Origin of the sequence: Streptomyces sp. NPDC051563, assembly GCF_044454225.1 — a bacterium.
In the GTDB taxonomy this organism is placed as follows: domain Bacteria; phylum Actinomycetota; class Actinomycetes; order Streptomycetales; family Streptomycetaceae; genus Streptomyces.
The window spans coordinates 92,106-112,021 of the sequence record NZ_JBITDL010000018.1; the positions used below are offsets into that span (position 1 = coordinate 92,106).

Consider the following 19,916-nt stretch of genomic DNA (forward strand, 5'->3'; position numbering starts at 1 on the left):
CAGGTGAGTTCCGGAGCGCGCCGGAACGACTACGCACCGTGACGAGTTCGTGGGGTGAGGGCCTTCGCCGCGCAGGCCCCTCAAAGACGAGGAGGCCCGAGGAGTGATCACTTGGGGTCGAAGGCAGGGACGCAAACCGCGTCCGGACATGCGACGACCCCCGCCGGGGGGGAGAGCGGGGGTCGTCCCCACGGTCCGACTCGGGGGGGGAGGAGCCAGACCGGGTTAGCACGGTCGCGAACGATCCGTGACTTCCATGGTGTACCCGAGAGGCTTCTCAGGCAAACCCACGCGCCGCACTTTACGCCGAATGGTGGGCGCATATGCTCGGGTCGTGGAAAATCAGCCCTTGCCGCACTCCTTGCCTCGCACCGCAGCCTTCTTCGACCTGGACAAGACGGTCATTGCGAAGTCGAGCACTCTGACGTTCAGCAAGTCCTTCTACCAGGGCGGCCTGATCAACCGAAGGGCCGTGCTGCGCACCGCCTACACGCAGTTCATCTATCTGGCCGGCGGCGCCGACCACGATCAGATGGAGCGGATGCGGGAGTACCTGTCCGCCCTCTGCAAGGGGTGGAACGTGCAGCAGGTCCGGGAGATCGTCGCCGAGACCCTGCACGACCTCATCGACCCGCTGATCTACGACGAGGCCGCCTCCCTCATCGAGGCCCACCACACGGCGGGCCGCGACGTGGTGATCGTGTCCACCTCCGGCGCCGAAGTCGTCGAGCCCATCGGCGAGATGCTCGGCGCCGACCGGGTCGTCGCCACGCGGATGGTCGTGGGCGAGGACGGCTGCTTCACCGGCGAGATCGAGTACTACGCCTACGGCCCGACCAAGGCGGAGGCCGTGCGCGAACTCGCGGAGTCCGAGGGGTACGACCTCTCGCGCTGCTACGCGTACAGCGACTCGGCCACCGACATCCCGATGCTGGAGGCGGTCGGCCACCCGCACGCGGTCAACCCCGACCGCGCGCTGCGCCGGGAGGCGGTGGCCCGCGAATGGCCGGTACTGGTGTTCAACCGGCCGGTGCGGCTGAAGCAGCGGCTCCCGGGACTGTCGATGCCCGCCCGGCCGGCGCTGGTCGCCGCCGCCGCGGTGGGCGCGGCCGCGGCCACCGCGGGACTGGTCTGGTACGCGAGCCGGCGCCGCGCACTGGCCGCCGCCGCACCGCGCTGACCTGCGGGAACACCAGGTGTCCGATACCTCCGCGATCGCCCCGGAAAGCAAAGAAATGCGGCCAGGGGTTTCGCTCCACTCGGAAGCGGAGTACAAAGGAGTCAACGGCCCGCGAGACCAAAGAACATCCGAGAGGATCATCTTTAAAACGCAGTAAGGCCCACGGACCGAAGCATGAACGCCGAGCACCCACGCGACGTCGACCCGTCGATTACGGGCCAGCCGCACCAGGTGACGGGCAAAGCTCCCGACCTGATGGGCAATCATCGAGGACGCTTGGTAACTGGGCGTAAGTGCCAGCGGCGACACCAGAGCAGTACGGTGTCGCCGCAACCCATGTCCGGCTCCGGCCGCCCCGACGGGGGCCTCCCGGAAGCCTCAGGCCGCGCCGCGCTGGAGCGCCTCGCAGACCGCGGTCGACTCCCGGACCCCGAGCCCGATCGCGCGCCCGCAGTGCGCGATCCACGCCGACATCCCCTCCGCGGTCCCGGAGACGTAGCCCTCGAAGGCCGTCACATAGGCCTCCCGGCCCTGTTCCGCGTGACCGACCTCCGCCGGGCAGATCGCCTTCGGGTCCAGACCGCTGTTGATCAGCACGATCCGCTCGGCCGTCCGCGCCACCAGCCCGTTGTACGAACCGAACGGGCGCAGCGCGAGCAGCTCGCCGTGCACCACCGCCGCCGTGATCAGCGCCGGGGCGGAGCCGCCCGCGATGATCAGGCGGGAGAGCCCGTCCAGCCGGCCCGCCACCTCCTGGGCATCGGGCAGGGGCAGGTCGATCAGCGGCTCGTCCACCGGTTCGCCGGCCAGCCGGGGCCGGCCGACCACGTCGCCGTCGGCCGTGGAGCCCGAGGCCACCAGGTGGAGGCGGGCCAGGACCCGTAGCGGCGACTGGCGCCAGATGCTCAGCAGCTGGCCGGCCTCCGCCGTCAGGCGCAGGGCGGCGCCCACGGTGCGCGCCTCCGGCTCCGAGCCGAAGTCGGACCGGCGGCGGACCTCCTCCAGCGCCCAGTCGGCCCCGGACAGCGCCGCGCTGCCGCGGGCTCCGCGCAGCGCGGCCTCCGAGGTGATCTCACCGGCGCGGCGGCGCATGACGCGGTGGCCGTAGACCCGGTCCACGGCCTTGCGTACGGAATCCACGGACTCGGCGACGCCCGGCAGACCGGCCAGCGGGGCGAGCGGATCGGCGGCGGCGGCTCCAGAAGAGGCCGGGGCGGCGGAAGCAGAGGCGCTACTCATAAGTAAGGAGCCTACGCACTGCTCCCCCATAGCACCGACCCCTCCTTGGAGTGGTGTTCTTCACTCAGGGATACAACACAAAGCCACCGACCCACTACGCTTCGTGAACATGAAGATCGCTTTCGTGGGGAAGGGCGGCAGCGGCAAGACCACGCTGTCCTCCCTTTTCATCCGCCACCTCGCCTCCAATGAAGCCCGTGTCGTCGCGGTGGACGCCGACATCAACCAGCACCTGGGCACCGCGCTCGGACTCAGCGAGGACGACGCGGCCTCGCTGCCCGCGCTGGGCGCGCACCTGCCCCTCATCAAGGACTACCTGCGGGGCTCCAACCCGCGCATCGCCTCCGCCGAGACGATGATCAAGACCACGCCGCCCGGCACCGGCTCCAGGCTGCTCCGGGTCGACGAGGACAACCCCGTCTACGACGCCTGCGCGCGCACCCTGACGCTCGACGGAGAGCCCGTACGGCTGATGGCGACGGGGCCGTTCACCGAGTCCGACCTGGGCGTGGCCTGCTACCACTCCAAGGTCGGCGCGGTCGAGCTCTGCCTCAACCACCTCGCCGACGGCCCGGACGAGTACGTCGTCGTCGACATGACGGCCGGGTCCGACTCCTTCGCCTCGGGCATGTTCACCCGCTTCGACGTGACCTTCCTGGTCGCCGAGCCGACCCGCAAGGGCATCTCCGTCTACCGCCAGTACAAGGAGTACGCGCGGGACTTCGGGATCACCCTCAAGGTCGTCGGCAACAAGGTGCAGGGCCCGGAGGACATCGAGTTCCTCCAGGACGAGGCCGGCGAGGACCTGCTGGTCACCGTCGGTCAGTCGGACTGGGTGCGCGCGATGGAGAAGGGCCGCCCGGCCGCCTTCGAGCTGCTGGAGGCCACCAACCGGCTGGCCCTGCAGTCGCTGCAGGACGCGGCCGACGACTCCTACGCGCACCGCGACTGGGAGCGGTACACGCAGCAGATGGTCCACTTCCACCTGCGCAACGCGGAGAGCTGGGGCAACGCGAAGACCGGGGTCGACCTGGCGGACCAGATCGACCCCGGTTTCGTCCTACGGGAACTGCTCACTCCTCGTTCTGACTCGCTTCAGCCGGCTCCGCAGCCGGCTTGACCCCGGCGGGGGCGGCCGGCTTGGCCGGCGGCCCCGCCGTCAGGAACTTGTTCCAGCCCTCCTTCGGCGCCTCGCCGACGTCGAGGGTGCGCATCCACTCCAGGGCCTTCGGGTCCTGGGCGTCGAGCCAGTCCACGAGCTCGCGGAAGGGCACGCAGCGGACGTCCTTCTGGGTGCACATGGTCTTGATGGAGTCCTCGACGGCGTGCATGTAGGTGCCGCCGTTCCAGGACTCGAAGTGGTTGCCGATGATCAGCGGCGCGCGGTTGCCCTGGTAGGTCCGCTCGAAGGCCTTGACCAGGCCGTCGCGCATCTGCTCACCCCAGTACGCGTGCTGGGAGGGGTCGCCCTGCGTGGTGGTCCCGGACTGGTTGACCAGGTAGTTGTAGTCCATGCTGAGCGTTTCGAAGGCGCGGCCCGGCATGGGGACGAGCTGGAGCGGGATGTCCCAGAGGCCGTCCGTCTTCTTCGGCCAGATCTGCTTGCTGATGCCGCTGGAGTCGTAGCGGAAGCCGCCCATCTCCTTGGCCGCCAGCATGAAGTTCTTCTGGCCTTCGAGGCAGGGGGTGCGGGCCCCGATCATCTCCTTCTCGTAGTCGAAGGGGAGCGCCTCCATGTCCTTGAACGCGGGCGAGTTCGTCTTCCAGTTCTTGACGAACGACTTCGCCTGGTTGATCTCGCTCTTCCACTCGTCCACGGACCAGGTCCCGACCCCGCCCTCGGGTCCGCAGAAGTGGCCGTTGAAGTGGGTGCCGATCTCGTTGCCCTCCAGCCAGGCCCCGCGCACCTGCTCGGCGGTGTCCTTGATGCCCTGGGGGTCGCCGAAGCCGATGTCGGAGCGGCCCGCGGAGTGCTGGGGCGCGGTGTAGAGGGAACGCTTCTCCTCCGGGAGCATGTACACGCCGCTGAGGAAGTACGTCATGCGGGCGTTGTACTTCTTGCCCACCTCACGGAAATGCGAGAAGAGCTTCTGGCTGTCCTCGCCCGCCCCGTCCCACGAATAGACGACGAACTGCGGCGGCTTCTCGCCGGGCTTCAGCTTCTCCGCCTTTCGTACGTTCGGCTGCAGGCCCGTGTACGAGGTCGAGCCGTCCCCGATGAGCCGCTTGACGCTGCCCGGAGCCGGGCCTTCCGGGACGGGTGCGCCCTTCTTCGCCGCCTGACCTCCGGGGGCCGGACGGCCGGCGGGCTCCGAGGTGCTGCACCCGGCCACTCCCAGGACCAGAGCCGTGGCGACGAGGCCGCCGGCGATCCTCTTCCCGGCTGCCTTCTTCGTGGCGGTCCTCTTCGTGGTGGCAGTCATCCGCCGCACCTCTTCCCTCGCAGTTCCATCGCAGGACTTCCGCGCCGCAACGTCCCATGCGGTCCGTTTTAAGGAAGGTGTGACAAGCCGGACTAAATGCCTAATCACTCGTGAGCGCTAATTCCTAGGCCGTTTGCCCGCATTACTCACCACAGACCTTTACTCTCCATTACCGTTCATTTACCGAGTGTTGAGACTCCCGCCGCTTCACCCCTCCCCCGAGGAGACGGGACCTATGACCGCCATCCCCTCCCCCACTTCCCCTCCCCCCGCCAAAGGCCTTCCGGGCGGCCTCCAGGCCGACCTCTCCGCCTCCGTGGCCGTCTTCCTGATCGCCCTGCCGCTCTCCCTCGGCATCGCCCTGGCCACCGGCGCCCCGCTCCAGGCGGGGCTCGTCGCCGCGGCGGCCGGCGGGATCGTGGCCGCGCGGCTCGGCGGGACACCGCTCCAGGTGAGCGGTCCCGCGACCGGACTCACCGTCGTCACCGCCGAGTTGATCCAGCACTACGGCTGGCGAACCACCTGTGCCATCACCGTGCTCGCCGGGGTGTGCCAGCTCGGCCTGGCCGCACTGCGGACCGCCCGGTCCGCGCTGATGGTCAGCCCCGCGATCGTCCACGGGATGCTCGCCGGTGTCGGCGTGACGATCGCACTGGCCCAGCTGCACATCGTGCTCGGCGGCACCCCGCAGAGCTCCGCCCTGGCCAACGTCCGCGGACTTCCCGACCAGTTGGCCGATCTGCATCCCGCCGCACTCGGCGTCAGCGTGCTCACCCTGGCCGTCCTGCTCTGCTGGCCGCGGCTGCCCGGGCGCACCGGGCGGGCCCTGCGCAAGGTGCCCGCCGCGCTGGCCGCCGTCGCCGTCGCCACGGCCTGCGCCGCCCTGGCCGGGCTCAGCCTGCCCCGCGTGGACCTGCCGTCCTGGCGCAGCCACGCCCTGCCGGAACTCCCCGAGGGCCCGGTCCTCGGCATCATCGCCGCGGTCCTGACCATCACCCTGGTCGGCAGCGTGGAATCCCTGCTCTCGGCCGTGGCCACCGACAAGCTGATCGCCGCCCAGCGGGGCACCGCGGGGCGTCCCCCACGGGCCGACCTCAACCGCGAACTGCGCGGCCAGGGCGCGGCGAACATCGTCTCCGGCGCGCTGGGCGGGCTGCCCGTCGCGGGCGGCGCCGTCCGCAGCATGGCGAACGTCAAGGCCGGCGCCGTCAGCCGCCGTTCGGTCATGCTGCACGGGCTGTGGATCCTGCTCGCCGCCGGACTGCTCGTCCCCGCCCTCGACCTGATCCCGCTCGCCGCACTCGCCGCGCTGGTGATGGCGGTGGGCGTGCAGATGGTCAGCGCCACGCACCTGCGCACCGTCACCCGGCACCGCGAGATCCTCGTGTACGCCACGACCATCGTGGCCGTGGTGCTCGGCGGGGTCCTGGAGGGCGTCGCCATCGGCATCGCGATGGCCGTCGCCCTGGCCCTGCACCGCCTGGCCCGGACCCGGATCACCGTCGAGCTGCTCGACAGCGGGGTCCACCGGGTGTGGGCCCGCGGGCAGTTGACCTTCCTCGCGGTACCGCGGCTGAGCCGCGTGCTGAACCAGATCCCGCACCACGGGCACGCCGTCATCGAGCTGGACGGCTCCTTCATGGACCACGCGGCCTACGAGACCCTCCAGGACTGGCAGGACTCCCACCTGGCCCACGGGGGCTCGCTGGAGGTCACCGGCCGGTCGGGAGCCAGGATCGCCGAAGCCGAGCAGGCCCAGCGGGCCGAGCGAAGCGCTCAGCGAGGCACCCAGCGCGGGGCGCAGCGCGGGGACCACCAGTGCTGCCGGCCCTGGACCCCGTGGCAGAACCACTGCGACCACCGCGGCACGGTGGACCGTACGGACCAGGCGGCGGCCGAGAGCCCGGCCGCACCTCCCGCCCCGGCCCCCGCCCCGGCCCGGCCGGCCGGGCCCCGCGGGCGCGGCGCCGGACAACTGGCCAACGGGATCAGTGCCTTCCAGCGGGACACCGCTCCGCACGTGCGCGAGGAGCTGGCCCGGCTGGCCCGGGAGGGACAGCGGCCCTCCCAGCTCTTCCTCACCTGCGCGGACTCCCGCCTGGTGACCAGCATGATCACGGCGAGCGGCCCCGGGGACCTGTTCACGGTCCGCAACGTCGGCAATCTCGTCCCGCTCCCGGGGGCCGAGTCCACGGACGATTCGGTCGCGGCGGCCATCGAGTACGCCGTGGACGTGCTCCAGGTGGACAGCATCACGGTGTGCGGGCATTCGGGGTGCGGGGCCATGCAGGCGCTGCTCAACTCCGTGCCCGGGGTGCCCATGACCCCGCTGCGGCGCTGGCTGCGGCACGGCCTGCCGAGCCTGGAGCGGATGGCCAGCCGCCACCACGCCTGGGCACGGATCTCCGGGAGGCTGCCGGCGGACGCCGTGGAGCAGCTGTGCCTGACCAATGTGGTGCAGCAGCTGGAGCACCTGAAGGCCCACGAATCGGTGGCCCGCCGACTCGCCGAGGGCACGCTGGAGCTGCACGGGATGTACTTCCACGTGGGCGAGGCACAGGCCTACCTGCTGTCGGAGGGGCAGGACTTCTTCGACTGCCGGGTCTTCGACACCGTCGGCGCGGGCACGGTCCGCGGCTGAACCGATACCCTCCCGTATCCGTGCCATTCGGTGGCCCCCTTCCGCGCCCTGCCGCGGGAGGGGGCCACTCGTGCGTGGGCACGGGAGGGTAATAGGTCTACACCAATTCCCGGCAACCTCTTGTCACCCGGGCCATTGACTGATGAGCTATGCCCGGGGACACAACCGGGGACACAACGGACACCCTGGGAAAGGGAGATGCGTCGTGAGCAATGAAAGCCTGGCCAATCTGCTCAAGGAGGAGCGGCGGTTCGCACCGCCTGCCGATCTGGCCGCCGCCGCCAATGTGACCGAGGCTGCGTACGCACAGGCCGACGCGGACCGGCTGGGCTTCTGGGCCGAGCAGGCGCGCCGCCTGAGCTGGGACACCGAGCCCACCGAGACGCTCGACTGGAGCAACCCGCCCTTCGCGAAGTGGTTCGCGGACGGCAAGCTGAACGTCGCGTACAACTGCGTGGACCGACACGTCGAGGCCGGCAACGGCGACCGCGTGGCCATCCACTTCGAGGGCGAGCCCGGCGACAGCCGCTCGATCACCTACGCCGAGCTCAAGGACGAGGTCTCCAAGGCCGCGAACGCCCTGACCGAGCTGGGCGTGCAGGCCGGCGACCGGGTCGCCGTCTACCTGCCGATGATCCCCGAGGCGGTCGTCGCGATGCTCGCGTGCGCCCGCGTCGGCGCCGCGCACTCGGTCGTCTTCGGCGGTTTCTCCGCCGACGCCGTCGCCTCCCGCATCCAGGACGCCGACGCGAAGCTGGTCATCACCTCCGACGGCGGCTACCGCCGCGGCAAGCCCTCCGCCCTGAAGCCCGCCATCGACGAGGCCGTCGCCAAGTGCCCGCAGGTCGAGCACGTCCTGGTGGTGCGCCGCACCGGCCAGGACACCGCCTTCACCGAGGGCCGGGACGTCTGGTGGCACGAGATCGTCGAGCGCCAGTCCGCCGAGCACGCGCCGCAGGCCTTCGATGCCGAGCACCCGCTGTTCATCCTCTACACCTCGGGGACCACGGGTAAGCCCAAGGGCATCCTGCACACCTCCGGCGGCTACCTCACGCAGGCCTCGTACACCCACCACGCGGTGTTCGACCTGAAGCCGGAGAGCGACGTCTACTGGTGCACCGCCGACATCGGCTGGGTGACCGGGCACTCCTACATCGTCTACGGGCCGCTCGCCAACGGCGCCACCCAGGTGATGTACGAGGGCACGCCGGACACCCCGCACCAGGGCCGGTTCTGGGAGGTCGTGCAGAAGTACGGCGTCACCATCCTCTACACCGCACCCACCGCGATCCGCACCTTCATGAAGTGGGGAGACGACATCCCCGCGAAGTTCGACCTCTCCAGCCTGCGCGTGCTGGGCTCGGTCGGTGAGCCGATCAACCCCGAGGCCTGGATCTGGTACCGCAAGCACATCGGCGGCGACCGCTGCCCGATCGTGGACACCTGGTGGCAGACCGAGACCGGCGCGATGATGATCTCCCCGCTGCCCGGCGTCACCGACACCAAGCCCGGCTCCGCGCAGCGCGCGCTGCCCGGAATCGCCGCCACCGTGGTGGACGACGAGGCGAACGAGGTCCCGAACGGCGGAGGCGGCTACCTCGTCCTCACCGAGCCGTGGCCGTCCATGCTGCGCACCATCTGGGGCGACGACCAGCGCTACATCGACACCTACTGGTCCCGCTTCGAGGGCAAGTACTTCGCCGGCGACGGCGCCAAGAAGGACGAGGACGGCGACATCTGGCTCCTCGGCCGCGTCGACGACGTCATGCTGGTCTCCGGCCACAACATCTCCACCACCGAGGTCGAGTCGGCCCTCGTCTCGCACCCCTCGGTCGCCGAGGCGGCCGTCGTCGGGGCGAACGACGAGACCACCGGTCAGGCCATCGTGGCCTTCGTGATCCTGCGCGGCAGCGCCTCCGAGACGGACACCCTGGTCGGCGAGCTGCGCAACCACGTGGGTGCCACCCTCGGCCCCATCGCCAAGCCGAAGCGCATCCTGCCGGTGCAGGAGCTGCCGAAGACCCGCTCGGGCAAGATCATGCGCCGCCTGCTGCGCGACGTGGCCGAGAACCGCGCCGTCGGCGACGTCACCACCCTCGCGGACTCCTCCGTCATGGACCTGATCCAGAGCAAGCTGCCCGCCGCCGGCAGCGAGGACTGAGGTCCCGACACACGGTGAGGGGCATCCGGCGCGCCGCGCCGGATGCCCCTTTCGCACATAAAGTGACGATCACCGGATCCGCCCATGCGTACACCCTGTAAAGTATTAGATACTTAAAGAATTACTCCACAGGGTGCGCCGGGAAGTCTGGTCGGCAACGTGTTCCGCCATGCCGTCCAACCCACCCCGGAGGTGCCCCCCGTGGCCGCGCCCAACCCCACCGACACCCAGAGCCGCAAGCTCCTCGGCCGCCTCTCGCTGCCGGAGCGCCGCTTCGTGGCCGACGCCCTGCGCGCCGAGACGGTCGGCGGCGTCCTCCTCCTCGCGGCCGCGATCGCCGCCCTCGTCTGGGCGAACGTGCCCGCCATCTCGGCGAGCTACGACAGTGTCCGGTCCTTCCACATCGGCCCCGCCTCCCTCGGCCTGGACCTGTCCCTCCAGCACTGGGCGGCCGACGGCCTGCTCGCCGTCTTCTTCTTCGTCGCCGGCATCGAGCTCAAGCGCGAGCTCGTCGCGGGCGACCTGCGCGATGCCAAGGCGGCCGCGCTCCCCGTCATCGCCGCGCTCTGCGGCATGGCCGTGCCCGCGCTGGTCTACGTACTGACCAACGTGATCGGCAACGGCTCGACGGACGGCTGGGCGGTGCCGACCGCCACCGACATCGCCTTCGCGCTGGCCGTCCTCGCCGTCATCGGCACCTCGCTGCCGTCCGCCCTGCGCGCGTTCCTGCTGACCCTGGCCGTCGTCGACGACCTGTTCGCCATCATGATCATCGCGGTGTTCTTCACCAGCGAGATCAACTTCCTGGCGCTCGGCGGAGCGGTCGCGGGCCTGGTCCTCTTCTGGTTCCTGCTCCGCGTGAACGTGCGCGGCTGGTACGTCTACGTCCCGCTCGCCCTGGTCATCTGGGGCCTGATGTACAACAGCGGAGTCCACGCCACCATCGCCGGTGTCGCCATGGGCCTGATGCTGCGCTGCCACCGCAAGGAGGGCGAGGAGCACTCCCCCGGCGAGCACATCGAGCACCTGGTCCGGCCGATCTCGGCCGGTCTGGCCGTGCCGCTCTTCGCCCTCTTCTCGGCGGGCGTCTCGCTCTCCGACGAGGCCATCGGACAGGTCTTCACCCGGCCCGAGACCCTCGGCGTGGTGCTCGGCCTCGTCGTCGGCAAGACGCTCGGCATCTTCGGCGGCACCTGGCTCGCCGCCCGCTTCACCAAGGCCGAGCTCAACGACGACCTCGCCTGGCCGGACGTGTTCGCGGTCGCCTCGCTCGCCGGCATCGGCTTCACCGTCTCGCTCCTGATCGGCGAGCTCGCCTTCACCGACGACCTCGTCCTCGCCGACGAGGTCAAGGCCGCCGTCCTGATCGGCTCGCTGATCGCCGCGGTCCTCGCGGGCATCCTGCTGAAGATGCGCAACCGCAAGTACAAGGCGCTCACCGACGACGAGGAGCGCGACGAGGACGCCGACGGCATCCCCGACATCTACGAGCAGGACAAGCCGGACTACCACCTGCGGATGGCGAAGATCTACGAGGCCAAGGCCGCGGAGCACCTGCGCAGGGCCGAGGAGGCCGCGGCCGGTGCACGGCAAGCGGCGGCCGAAGCCGCGGGCGGGTCCAGCGCCGACGGCGGCCGTCCGGCATGATCTGACCTGACGACAGGACAGCCGTCGCAGTCGGACGACAGAGGGAGAGAGCGATGAGCGCAGTGGACCAAGGGGCCCCAGGAGCCGAGCGCACACTCGGCCAGCTGGTCGCCTCGGCCACCGCCGAGATGTCCGCCCTGGTGCACGACGAGATCGCCCTCGCCAAGGTGGAGATCAAGCAGGACGTCAAGCGCGCGGGCATCGGCAGCGGTGCCGCGATCGCCGCCGGCGTGCTCCTCCTCTTCTCGCTGCCGGTGCTGAGCTTCGCGGCGGCGTACGGGATCCACAACCTCGGCCTCGGGCTGGCCTGGTCCTTCCTGATCGTCGGCGTGGCGTTCTGGCTGCTCGCGGCCGTGATCGGGCTGATCGCCATGGCGAAGTTCAAGAAGATCAAGCCGCCGGTGAAGACCATCGCCTCGGTCAAGGAGACCGCGGCCCTCGTCGGCACCGTCAAGCCCCATGCCCGCTCGGTCAGTGACAACGCCGTGGGTGTGGCACGCTCGTCTTCATGACCTCCCCCTCGTCGGATTCCGGCTCGTCCGGTACGCCCCCCACCGCCGCCACGGCGGTCCGGATCGCCTTCCCCGGCGGGCGGGACGTAACGCACCGGGACGTCGCGGCCAATGGGGCGCGGTTCCACGTCGCCGAGCTGGGCGACGGACCGCTGGTGCTGCTCCTGCACGGGTTCCCGCAGTTCTGGTGGACGTGGCGGCACCAGATGATCGCGCTGGCCGACGCGGGCTACCGGGCGGTCGCGATGGACCTGCGCGGGGTGGGCGGCAGCGACCGCACCCCCCGCGGCTACGACCCGGCCAACCTGGCGCTGGACATCACCGGGGTCGTACGGTCCCTCGGTGAGCCCGACGCCGCCCTCGTGGGGCACGACCTGGGCGGATACCTCGCCTGGACGGCGGCGGTGATGCGGCCGAAGCTGGTGCGCCGGCTGGTGGTCTCCTCGATGCCGCACCCGCGCCGCTGGCGGTCCGCGATGCTGTCCGACTTCGGGCAGACCCGCGCCAGCTCGCACATCTGGGGCTTCCAGCGGCCGTTCGTGCCCGAGCGGCAGCTCGTCGCCGACGACGGGGCGCTCGTGGGCGAGCTGATCCGGGACTGGTCGGGTCCGCGGCTTCCCGAGGAGGACGACATCGCGGTGTACCAGCGGGCGATGTGCATCCCCTCCACGGCGCATTGCTCGGTCGAGCCCTACCGCTGGATGATGCGGTCCATGGCCCGGCCCGACGGCCTGCAGTTCAACCGGCGCATGAAGCGGCCGGTACGGGTGCCGACCCTGCACCTGCACGGCTCGCTCGATCCGGTGATGCGGACGCGGAGCGCGGCGGGGTCCGGGCAGTACGTCGAAGCCCCGTACCGCTGGCGGCTCTTCGACGGGCTCGGGCACTTCCCCCACGAGGAGGACCCGGCGGCGTTCTCCACCGAGCTGGTCAACTGGCTGAAGGATCCCGAGCCCGACCGCTAAACCGTTCAGCCGCTTATATGACAAGCATTCAATTGCCTGACGCATAGGCCAAATAGCCGCCCCCAGCGCGATTACCGACCTTGGGCCACGGGCACCAGTCGGAGTATGAGCTGGATGCACGACCACGGTGACACCGCACACGAACGCCGCTCGACGGTCACGCCGGGCACGCACAGGGGGCAGGGCCGCGAAGGCCACGACGACCCCCGCCTCGGGATTCCGCGCATCCTGCGCCGGCGGGCCCGTTGGGTCTCCGCCCGGCTCAGGCACCAACGCACGTAGGCAGGGGCCCGGCAGGGCCACGGAAGCCCTTCAGGACCCCCTTCAGGGCTCCCCCGGGGCTCCCCTCGGGGTTCAGAGGGCGCAGCCCTGGCTGTCGACCCGCCGGTCCGCCGTGGACCCGGTCCTGATGTCCTCGCGGATCTCGTCCGCGGTCAGGGCGTAACCGGTGTTGGGGTCGTCGAGCGACTTCGCGAAGACGACCCCGTACACCTTGCCCTCGGGCGTCAGGAGCGGGCCGCCGGAATTGCCCTGGCGGACCGTCGCGTACAGGGAGTAGACGTCCCGTCGCACGGTTCCGCGGTGGTAGATGTCCGGGCCGTTGGCGTTGATCCGGCCGCGCACGCGCGCCGAGCGGACGTCGTACGAGCCGTTCTCCGGGAAGCCCGCGACGATGGCGTCGCTGCCGCTCGCCGCGTCCTTGTCGGTGAACTCCAGCACGGGCGCCTTCAGCTTGGGCACGTCCAGGACCGCGATGTCGCGCTCCCAGTCGTAGAGCACGACCTTGCCGTCGTAGAGCTTGCCCTCGCCGCCTACCTGCACCGTCGGCTCGCCGACCCCGCCGACGACGTGCGCGTTGGTCATCACCTTGCCCGGCGCGAAGACGAATCCGGTGCCCTCCAGCACCTTGCTGCACGAGGGCGCCGTGCCGACGACCTTCACGATCGACTGCTTGGCGGCCTGGGCCACGGGGCTGCGCGCCAGCAGCGGGTCGGGCGGCTGGACCTCGGTGATCGGCTCGTTGGAGAACGGGCTGAAGACCTGCGGGAAGCCGTTGCGGGCCAGGGTGGAGCTGAAGTCCGAGAACCAGGTGTTCGCCTGCGCGGGGAGGACCCGGGAGACGCCGAGGAGCACCTTGGAGCTGCGGACTTCCTTGCCCAGCGTGGGAAGTGACGTACCGGCGAGCGCGGACCCGATCAGCCAGGCCACCAGCAGCATCGCGACCACGTTCACCAGGGCGCCGCCCGTCGCGTCCAGCGCACGGGCCGGGGACCATGTGATGTGGCGCCGGAGCTTGTTGCCCAGGTGGGTGGTCAGCGCCTGGCCGATCGAGGCACAGATGATGATCACGACCACGGCGATGACGACGACCGTGGTGGACACCTGGGTGCCGTTGTCGGTGACCCGGTCCCAGATCAGGGGCAGCAGGGACACGGCGACGAGACCACCGCCAAGGAAGCCGATCACCGACAGGATGCCGACGACGAAGCCCTGGCGGTAGCCGACGATCGCGAACCATACGGCGGCGAGCAGCAACAAGATGTCCAGCACGTTCACAGGGGTCACCGTCTCATGAGCGCCAGTCGAGCGGGACTTCCCGAGACCGGTCCCAGGGACGCTCCCAGCCGGCGAAGTGCAGGATCCGGTCGATCACCCCGGCGGTGAAACCCCAGACCAGAGCCGATTCCACGGTGAAAGCAGGGCCGTGGAAGCCACCGGGGTGCACGACGGTGACCCGGTGCCCGGGGTCCGTGAGATCGGCCACGGGCACCGTGAAGACGCGGGCGGTCTCGGCCGGGTCGACCACGCCGACCGGGCTGGGTGCGCGCCACCAGCCGAGCACCGGGGTCACGACGAACTCGCTGACCGGGATGTAGAGCGGGGGCAGCACCCCGAAGAGCTGGACCCCGTCCGGGTCCAGGCCGGTCTCCTCCTCGGCCTCGCGCAGCGCGGCGCGCAGCGGGCCGGTGGTGCGCGGGTCGCCGTCCTCGGGGTCGAGGGCGCCGCCGGGGAAGGAGGGCTGGCCGGGGTGCGAGCGCAGGGTGCCGGCACGCTCCATCAGCAGCAGCTCGGGGCCGCGGGGGCCCTCGCCGAAGAGGATCAGCACCGCGGACTGGCGGCCGCGGCCGTCCTCCGGCGGCAGGAACCGGCTGAGCTGCGCGGGCCGGACCGTCCGGGCCGCCTCGACGACGGGATCCAGCCAGCCGGGCAGCCCCTCGGTGCGGAGGTCGATGCTTCCGCGCCGGCCGCCCTGGGTCCGGCCGCTCTGGGCGTCGTACGGGGTCCCGTGCGCGGCGGTGCCCGCCCGGCGGTTCTGCGTGGCCTCTGTCATAGGCACCCCTGTCCGTGCTTCTGCGTTTCCCCACACCGCCAAACGCGGTGCGGGCAGCGATTCGTTCCTTGCAAGTGCGGGTCCGTTGCCGGGGCCGGCCGGGATCCGGACGGGATGGGGCAAGGCTCGTAAGCCCTGGGGCTCACGGGGCGGAGGAGCTGCCCAGTGGCAGGGCCGGCAGGCCCGGGTAGTCCGGGGGCGGGGTCAGGCGCTGGCCGGGCTGGCCGCCCTTCTCGTACTTCAGGAGCTTCGCCGCCTTCTCCGGGTCGGTCTCGCCCTCCCCGTAGGACGGGCAGAGCGGGGCGATCGGGCAGGCTCCGCAGGCGGGCTTGCGGGAATGGCAGATCCGGCGGCCGTGGAAGACGACGCGGTGCGAGAGCATCGTCCACTCGCTCTTCGGGAAGATCGCGCAGATCTCCGCCTCGACCTTCTCCGGGTCCTCCTGCTCGGTCCACTTCCAGCGCCGCACCAGTCGGCCGAAGTGGGTGTCGACGGTGATCCCGGGGACGCCGAAGGCGTTGCCGAGGACCACGTTCGCCGTCTTGCGGCCCACCCCGGGGAGCGTCACCAGGTCCTCGATCCGGCCGGGCACCTCACCGCCGAAGTTGTTGCGCAGGGCCTGCGAGAGGCCGAGCAGGGACTTGGCCTTGGCCCGGAAGAAACCGGTCGGCCGGATGATCTCCTCCAGCGCCTCCGGATCGGCTCCGGCCATGTCCTCGGGGGTCGGGTACGCCGCGAAGAGCGCCGGGGTCGTCTGGTTCACGCGCAGGTCGGTGGTCTGCGCGGACAGGACGGTGGCGACCAGCAGCTCGAAGGGGTTGCGGAAGTCGAGTTCCGGGTGCGCGTACGGGTAGACCTCCGCCAGCTCGCGGTTGATCCTGCGTGCCCGCCGCACCATCGCCAGATGGCTCTCCGGCTTCGCCCCGGCCTTCTTGACCTTGCTCTCTGCCATCCCCGAAGGCTACGCCGCACAGCCCTCCGCCCGTGGCCGTACGTGGCCTCCGCCCGGGCGGGGTTTCTTGGCCCAAGTTTTGCCCTGAACCGGGCGCGACTGCTCCGGGAGGGCTCCCGCCCGGCCGTGTTCGCCCACGGCTGAATTCTCCGTGGCCGTCACTCCCCCGGACCCCTTGGCCTGTGCTCTCACCGGCCTGTTGGACACCCGGCCGGTCCGGGACACGGGGGCGACGACACTCCCGGACCTCAGGTAACACCGTCCCGATCGGCCTCTCGCCGCACAGCACACCCGTACGTCCGGCATCCTTGTGATGAACGTGATTGATCGCACTGTTTGAGCCGTCCGGCAAAATGGGGGAGCGATCCCCCGGCTGGTCGACATAGGAGAGAGACTCGTGGACGACGTACTGCGGCGTGCCCCGCTCTTCGCGGCGCTCGATGACGAGCAGGCCGCGGAGCTCCGCGCCTCCATGGGCGAGGTGACCCTCGCACGTGGTGACGCCCTGTTCCACGAGGGCGACCCCGGTGACCGGCTCTACGTCGTCACCGAGGGCAAGGTGAAGCTGCACCGCACCTCCCCCGACGGCCGCGAGAACATGCTGGCCGTCCTCGGCCCCGGTGAGCTGATCGGCGAGCTGTCGCTGTTCGACCCGGGCCCGCGCACCGCCACCGCCACCGCGCTGACCGAGGTCAAGCTGCTCGGTCTGGGTCACGGAGACCTCCAGCCCTGGCTGAACGCCCGGCCCGAGGTGGCGACCGCGCTGCTGCGCGCCGTCGCGCGGCGGCTGCGCAAGACCAACGACCAGATGTCCGACCTGGTCTTCTCCGACGTGCCGGGCCGCGTGGCCCGTGCGCTCCTCGACCTGTCGCGCCGCTTCGGCGTGCAGTCGGAAGAGGGCATCCACGTCGTGCACGACCTCACGCAGGAGGAGCTGGCCCAGCTCGTCGGCGCGTCGCGCGAGACCGTGAACAAGGCGCTGGCCGACTTCGCGGGACGCGGGTGGCTCCGCCTGGAGGCGCGTGCGGTGATCCTGCTGGACGTGGAGCGGCTCGCGAAGCGCTCGCGCTGACGCCGGTCCTAGCCGGTAGAGGGGTCCTGCCCGGGTGGGCGGGGCCCCTTTTCGTGTGCCCGCGGCGCCATTGCGGGGACTCGGCCCCCGCGCCCCCCGACGCCGGCGGGGCCGGATTGTGCACAGTGGACCCATGGAGCACAGAGGCCTTGACGCGTACGGGTACTTCGAGCGCGAGGGGTCGCTCGGGCAGGTGCAGGCCGAGTTCCGGGGGCTCGTCGCCGCCGCGCGGGAGCGGATCGGGGAGGCGTACGGGCGACGGCTGCACAGCGCCTACCTCTACGGGTCCGTGCCGCGCGGGACCGCACGGCCCGGGCGCTCCGACCTCGACCTGCTGATCGCCCTGCACCACCCGCCCGGCGACGAGGACCGCGACACCACCGAGGCACTGGCGCGCGGCCTCGACGAGGAGTTCGCGCAGATCGACGGGGTCGGGGTGCTGCTGTACGGCAAGGACCGGCTGCTGAGCGAGGCGGAACGTTACGACCTGGGCTGGTTCCTCGCCTGCCTGTGCACCCCGCTGCTCGGCGCGGACCTGGCCGAGCACCTGCCCCGCTACCGCCCCGACGGCCTGCTCGCCCGCGAGACCAACGGCGACCTGGCCGCGCTGTTGCCGGCCGTGCGCGAGCGGATCCGGGACGCGGCCACCCCGGAGGAGTACCGGAAGCTGTGCCGGGCCGTCTCCCGGCACCTGGTGCGGACCGGGTTCACCCTCGTGATGCCGCGGTGGGGCGGCTGGACCAGCGACCTCGCCGAGTCGGCGGAGGTGTTCGCGCGGTACTACCCCGAGCGCGCCGACCAGATGCGCGCCGCGGCCGCCGCCGCGCTGGACCCGGTCGCCGACCCGGCGGTGCTGCGCGGCTACACCGAGGACCTCGGCCCGTGGCTCGCGGACGAGTACACGGCCCTGCACGGGACGAAGACGGCCCGTCCGGCGGGCTAGGGGGTGTCCGCCAAGCCCGCCTGCGGCCCGCTCACTCGGGGGCCCCGGGGATCAGCCCGTGCTCCTTCAGGTACTCCAGCTGCGCGCGTACGGACCATTCCGCGGCCGGCCACAGCGACCGGTCCACGTCCGCGTAGACGTGGGCCACGACGGCCCCGGGGGTGGTCAGGCCGTTCTCGACCGCCGTCTCGACCTGCGCGAGGCGGTGCGCGCGGTGGGCGAGGTAGAACTCAACCGCTCCCTGCGCGTCGTCCAGGACCGGCCCGTGCCCCGGGAGCACCGTGTGGACCCCGTCGTCGACCGTCAGCGAGCGCAGCCGGCGCAGGGAGTCCAGGTACTCGCCGAGCCGCCCGTCGGGGTGCGCGACGACGGTGGTGCCGCGCCCCAGGATCGTGTCGCCGGTCAGGACCGCCCGGTCGGCCGGCAGGTGGAAGCAGAGGGAGTCCGCGGTGTGCCCGGGCGTGGCCACCACGCGCAGCTCCAGACCGCCCGTACGGATCACGTCCCCGGCGGCCAGGCCCTCGTCGCCGAGGCGCAGGGCCGGGTCCAGGGCGCGGACCTTCGTCCGGGTCAGCTCGGCGAAGCGGGCCGCGCCCTCCGCGTGGTCGGGGTGTCCGTGGGTGAGCAGGGTGAGCGCGACCCGCTTGCCCGCCCGCTCGGCGGCGGCGACGACCGCGCGCAGGTGTACGTCGTCCAGCGGGCCGGGGTCGATCACCACGGCCAGGTCGGAGCCGGGCTCGGAGACGATCCAGGTGTTGGTGCCGTCGAGGGTCATCGGGGAGGCGTTCGGGGCCAGGACTTTGACCGCGCGGGCGGTGGCCGGTCCGGAGGCGACCATTCCGCGCGGCTGGCCGGGCAGGGCGGCGGCATCGGTCATGCGGGGGCTCCTCCCGGGTGCGCGGGGCCGGGCTGTGCGGGGCCGGCGGCGCCGAGGCGGACGCGCTTGGTGAACTCGTCGTGGCCCGGCCAGCTCAGGACGAGCTCCCCGCCCTCCAGGGCGGCCCGGGCGAGGACCGGGGTCAGGTCCTGGGCGCCGGCCGCGGCGAGGGCCTCGGCGGGGCTCCCGTACCGCTCCAGGGAGCGCAGGGTGGTGATGGTGGGCGGCATCATCAGCAGCTCGCCCTTGTCGTACCCGGCGGCCGCGTCGGCGGGGCGGATCCAGACCGTGCGGTCGGCCTCGGTGGAGGCGTTGCGGGTGCGCTGGCCTTCGGGGAGGGCCGCGACGAAGAACCAGGTGTCGTAGCGGCGCGGCTCGAACTCCGGGGTGATCCAGCGGGCCCACGCACCGAGCAGGTCGGAGCGCAGGTGCAGGCCCCGGCGGTCGAGGAACTCGGCGAAGGACAGCTCACGGGCCACCAGGGCCGCGCGGGCGGCCTCCCAGTCCTCGCCGGTGGTGTCGCCGACGACGGTGTCCGCGGACTCGCCCGCGAGCAGCACCCCGGCCTCCTCGAAGGTCTCCCGGACGGCTCCGCAGACGATCGCCTGGGCGGTGGCGGGGTCGGTGCCCAGCCGCTCGGCCCACTCGCCGCGGCTCGGGCCGGCCCAGCCGATGAGGTGGTCCTCGTCGCGGGGGTCCACGCCGCCGCCGGGATACGCGTACGCGCCTCCGGCGAAGGCCATCTCGGCACGGCGGCGGAGCATGTGCACGGCGGGGCCCTGGGGGGTGTCGCGCAGCAGCATCACGGTGGCGGCGCGCCTGGGTTCCACCGGGGTGAGGGCGCCGTCCGCGAGGGCGCGGATGCGGTCGGGCCACTCCGGCGGGTACCACTGACCTCCGGCGGAGGTCTCTTGCTGACCGTACTGACCATTCGGCATGGCGGGATGCTACGGGCATCCGGGCCGATGTTCG

The 19,916-nt window shown here is 71.4% G+C and carries 16 protein-coding genes; 9 read left to right on the plus strand and 7 right to left on the minus strand.

The genetic code is table 11. The features are described 5' to 3' along the window. Positions 1-310: 310 nt before the first annotated feature. On the plus strand, positions 311-1,180 hold the full coding sequence (locus tag ACIA8F_RS22330) for an HAD family phosphatase (protein ID WP_250745380.1): 870 nt from the start codon (positions 311-313) through the stop codon (positions 1,178-1,180). Between the two features lie 378 nt (positions 1,181-1,558). On the opposite strand, the gene ACIA8F_RS22335 is transcribed toward ACIA8F_RS22330, so the two are convergent. Next, a complete protein-coding gene (locus ACIA8F_RS22335; protein ID WP_399381127.1) occupies positions 1,559-2,419 on the minus strand; it encodes an oxidoreductase in 861 nt (286 codons plus the stop codon). A 109-nt stretch (positions 2,420-2,528) separates the two neighbouring features. Here ACIA8F_RS22335 and ACIA8F_RS22340 point away from each other — a divergent pair, with 109 nt between their 5' ends. After that, the gene (locus tag ACIA8F_RS22340; RefSeq protein ID WP_399381129.1) at positions 2,529-3,539 is read left to right on the plus strand and encodes an ATP-binding protein; all 1,011 of its coding nucleotides are present in this window, start codon (positions 2,529-2,531) and stop codon (positions 3,537-3,539) included. Here ACIA8F_RS22340 and ACIA8F_RS22345 read toward each other — a convergent pair. Continuing rightward, positions 3,493-4,842, minus strand: coding sequence for a hypothetical protein (locus ACIA8F_RS22345; protein ID WP_399381131.1), 1,350 nt, complete (start codon positions 4,840-4,842; stop codon positions 3,493-3,495). The two genes, ACIA8F_RS22340 and ACIA8F_RS22345, sit on opposite strands and share 47 nt — an antisense overlap. A gap of 235 nt (positions 4,843-5,077) precedes the next feature. Between ACIA8F_RS22345 and ACIA8F_RS22350 the strand changes: the two genes are divergently transcribed. From ACIA8F_RS22350 to ACIA8F_RS22370, 5 genes are all read left to right on the plus strand, one after another. Beyond that, on the plus strand, positions 5,078-7,483 hold the full coding sequence (locus ACIA8F_RS22350) for a SulP family inorganic anion transporter (RefSeq protein WP_399381132.1): 2,406 nt from the start codon (positions 5,078-5,080) through the stop codon (positions 7,481-7,483). Positions 7,484-7,688: 205 nt separating this feature from the next. After that, positions 7,689-9,644: an acetate--CoA ligase gene (gene acs / locus ACIA8F_RS22355; protein WP_399381134.1), complete on the plus strand. Its 1,956-nt coding sequence runs from the start codon at positions 7,689-7,691 to the stop codon at positions 9,642-9,644. 201 nt (positions 9,645-9,845) lie between these two features. Beyond that, entirely contained in the window at positions 9,846-11,291 is a 1,446-nt protein-coding gene (nhaA, locus tag ACIA8F_RS22360; RefSeq protein WP_399381136.1) for a Na+/H+ antiporter NhaA, read from the plus strand. 53 nt (positions 11,292-11,344) lie between these two features. Then, positions 11,345-11,803, plus strand: a complete 459-nt coding sequence (locus ACIA8F_RS22365) for a phage holin family protein (RefSeq protein ID WP_254385539.1) — start codon at positions 11,345-11,347, stop codon at positions 11,801-11,803. Next, positions 11,800-12,768, plus strand: a complete 969-nt coding sequence (locus ACIA8F_RS22370; protein WP_399381138.1) for an alpha/beta fold hydrolase — start codon at positions 11,800-11,802, stop codon at positions 12,766-12,768. The genes ACIA8F_RS22365 and ACIA8F_RS22370 overlap by 4 nt, the downstream gene beginning before the upstream one ends. Before the next feature lie 354 nt (positions 12,769-13,122). Here ACIA8F_RS22370 and ACIA8F_RS22375 read toward each other — a convergent pair whose 3' ends face one another. From ACIA8F_RS22375 to nth, 3 genes are all read right to left on the minus strand, one after another. Continuing rightward, positions 13,123-14,325: a MarP family serine protease gene (locus tag ACIA8F_RS22375; RefSeq protein ID WP_399381280.1), complete on the minus strand. Its 1,203-nt coding sequence runs from the start codon at positions 14,323-14,325 to the stop codon at positions 13,123-13,125. A 13-nt stretch (positions 14,326-14,338) separates the two neighbouring features. Next, positions 14,339-15,100 (minus strand): NUDIX hydrolase, encoded by a 762-nt coding sequence (locus ACIA8F_RS22380; protein WP_399381139.1) that lies wholly within the window; start codon positions 15,098-15,100, stop codon positions 14,339-14,341. 142 nt (positions 15,101-15,242) lie between these two features. Beyond that, positions 15,243-16,052 carry an endonuclease III gene (nth, locus tag ACIA8F_RS22385; RefSeq protein WP_399381141.1) on the minus strand — a complete coding sequence of 270 codons (810 nt, stop codon included), beginning with the start codon at positions 16,050-16,052 and terminating at the stop codon, positions 15,243-15,245. A gap of 397 nt (positions 16,053-16,449) precedes the next feature. Between nth and ACIA8F_RS22390 the strand changes: the two genes are divergently transcribed. Continuing rightward, positions 16,450-17,124, plus strand: coding sequence for a Crp/Fnr family transcriptional regulator (locus tag ACIA8F_RS22390; RefSeq protein ID WP_003981529.1), 675 nt, complete (start codon positions 16,450-16,452; stop codon positions 17,122-17,124). A gap of 133 nt (positions 17,125-17,257) precedes the next feature. Beyond that, positions 17,258-18,067 (plus strand): nucleotidyltransferase domain-containing protein, encoded by an 810-nt coding sequence (locus tag ACIA8F_RS22395; protein ID WP_399381143.1) that lies wholly within the window; start codon positions 17,258-17,260, stop codon positions 18,065-18,067. A gap of 31 nt (positions 18,068-18,098) precedes the next feature. Here the strand turns inward: ACIA8F_RS22395 and ACIA8F_RS22400 are convergent, their stop codons facing one another. Both ACIA8F_RS22400 and ACIA8F_RS22405 read right to left on the minus strand, forming a co-directional pair. Next, positions 18,099-18,944 carry an MBL fold metallo-hydrolase gene (locus tag ACIA8F_RS22400; RefSeq protein ID WP_399381145.1) on the minus strand — a complete coding sequence of 282 codons (846 nt, stop codon included), beginning with the start codon at positions 18,942-18,944 and terminating at the stop codon, positions 18,099-18,101. Further along, on the minus strand, positions 18,941-19,882 hold the full coding sequence (locus ACIA8F_RS22405; RefSeq protein WP_399381146.1) for an NUDIX hydrolase: 942 nt from the start codon (positions 19,880-19,882) through the stop codon (positions 18,941-18,943). The genes ACIA8F_RS22400 and ACIA8F_RS22405 overlap by 4 nt, the downstream gene beginning before the upstream one ends. Positions 19,883-19,916 lie beyond the last annotated feature (34 nt).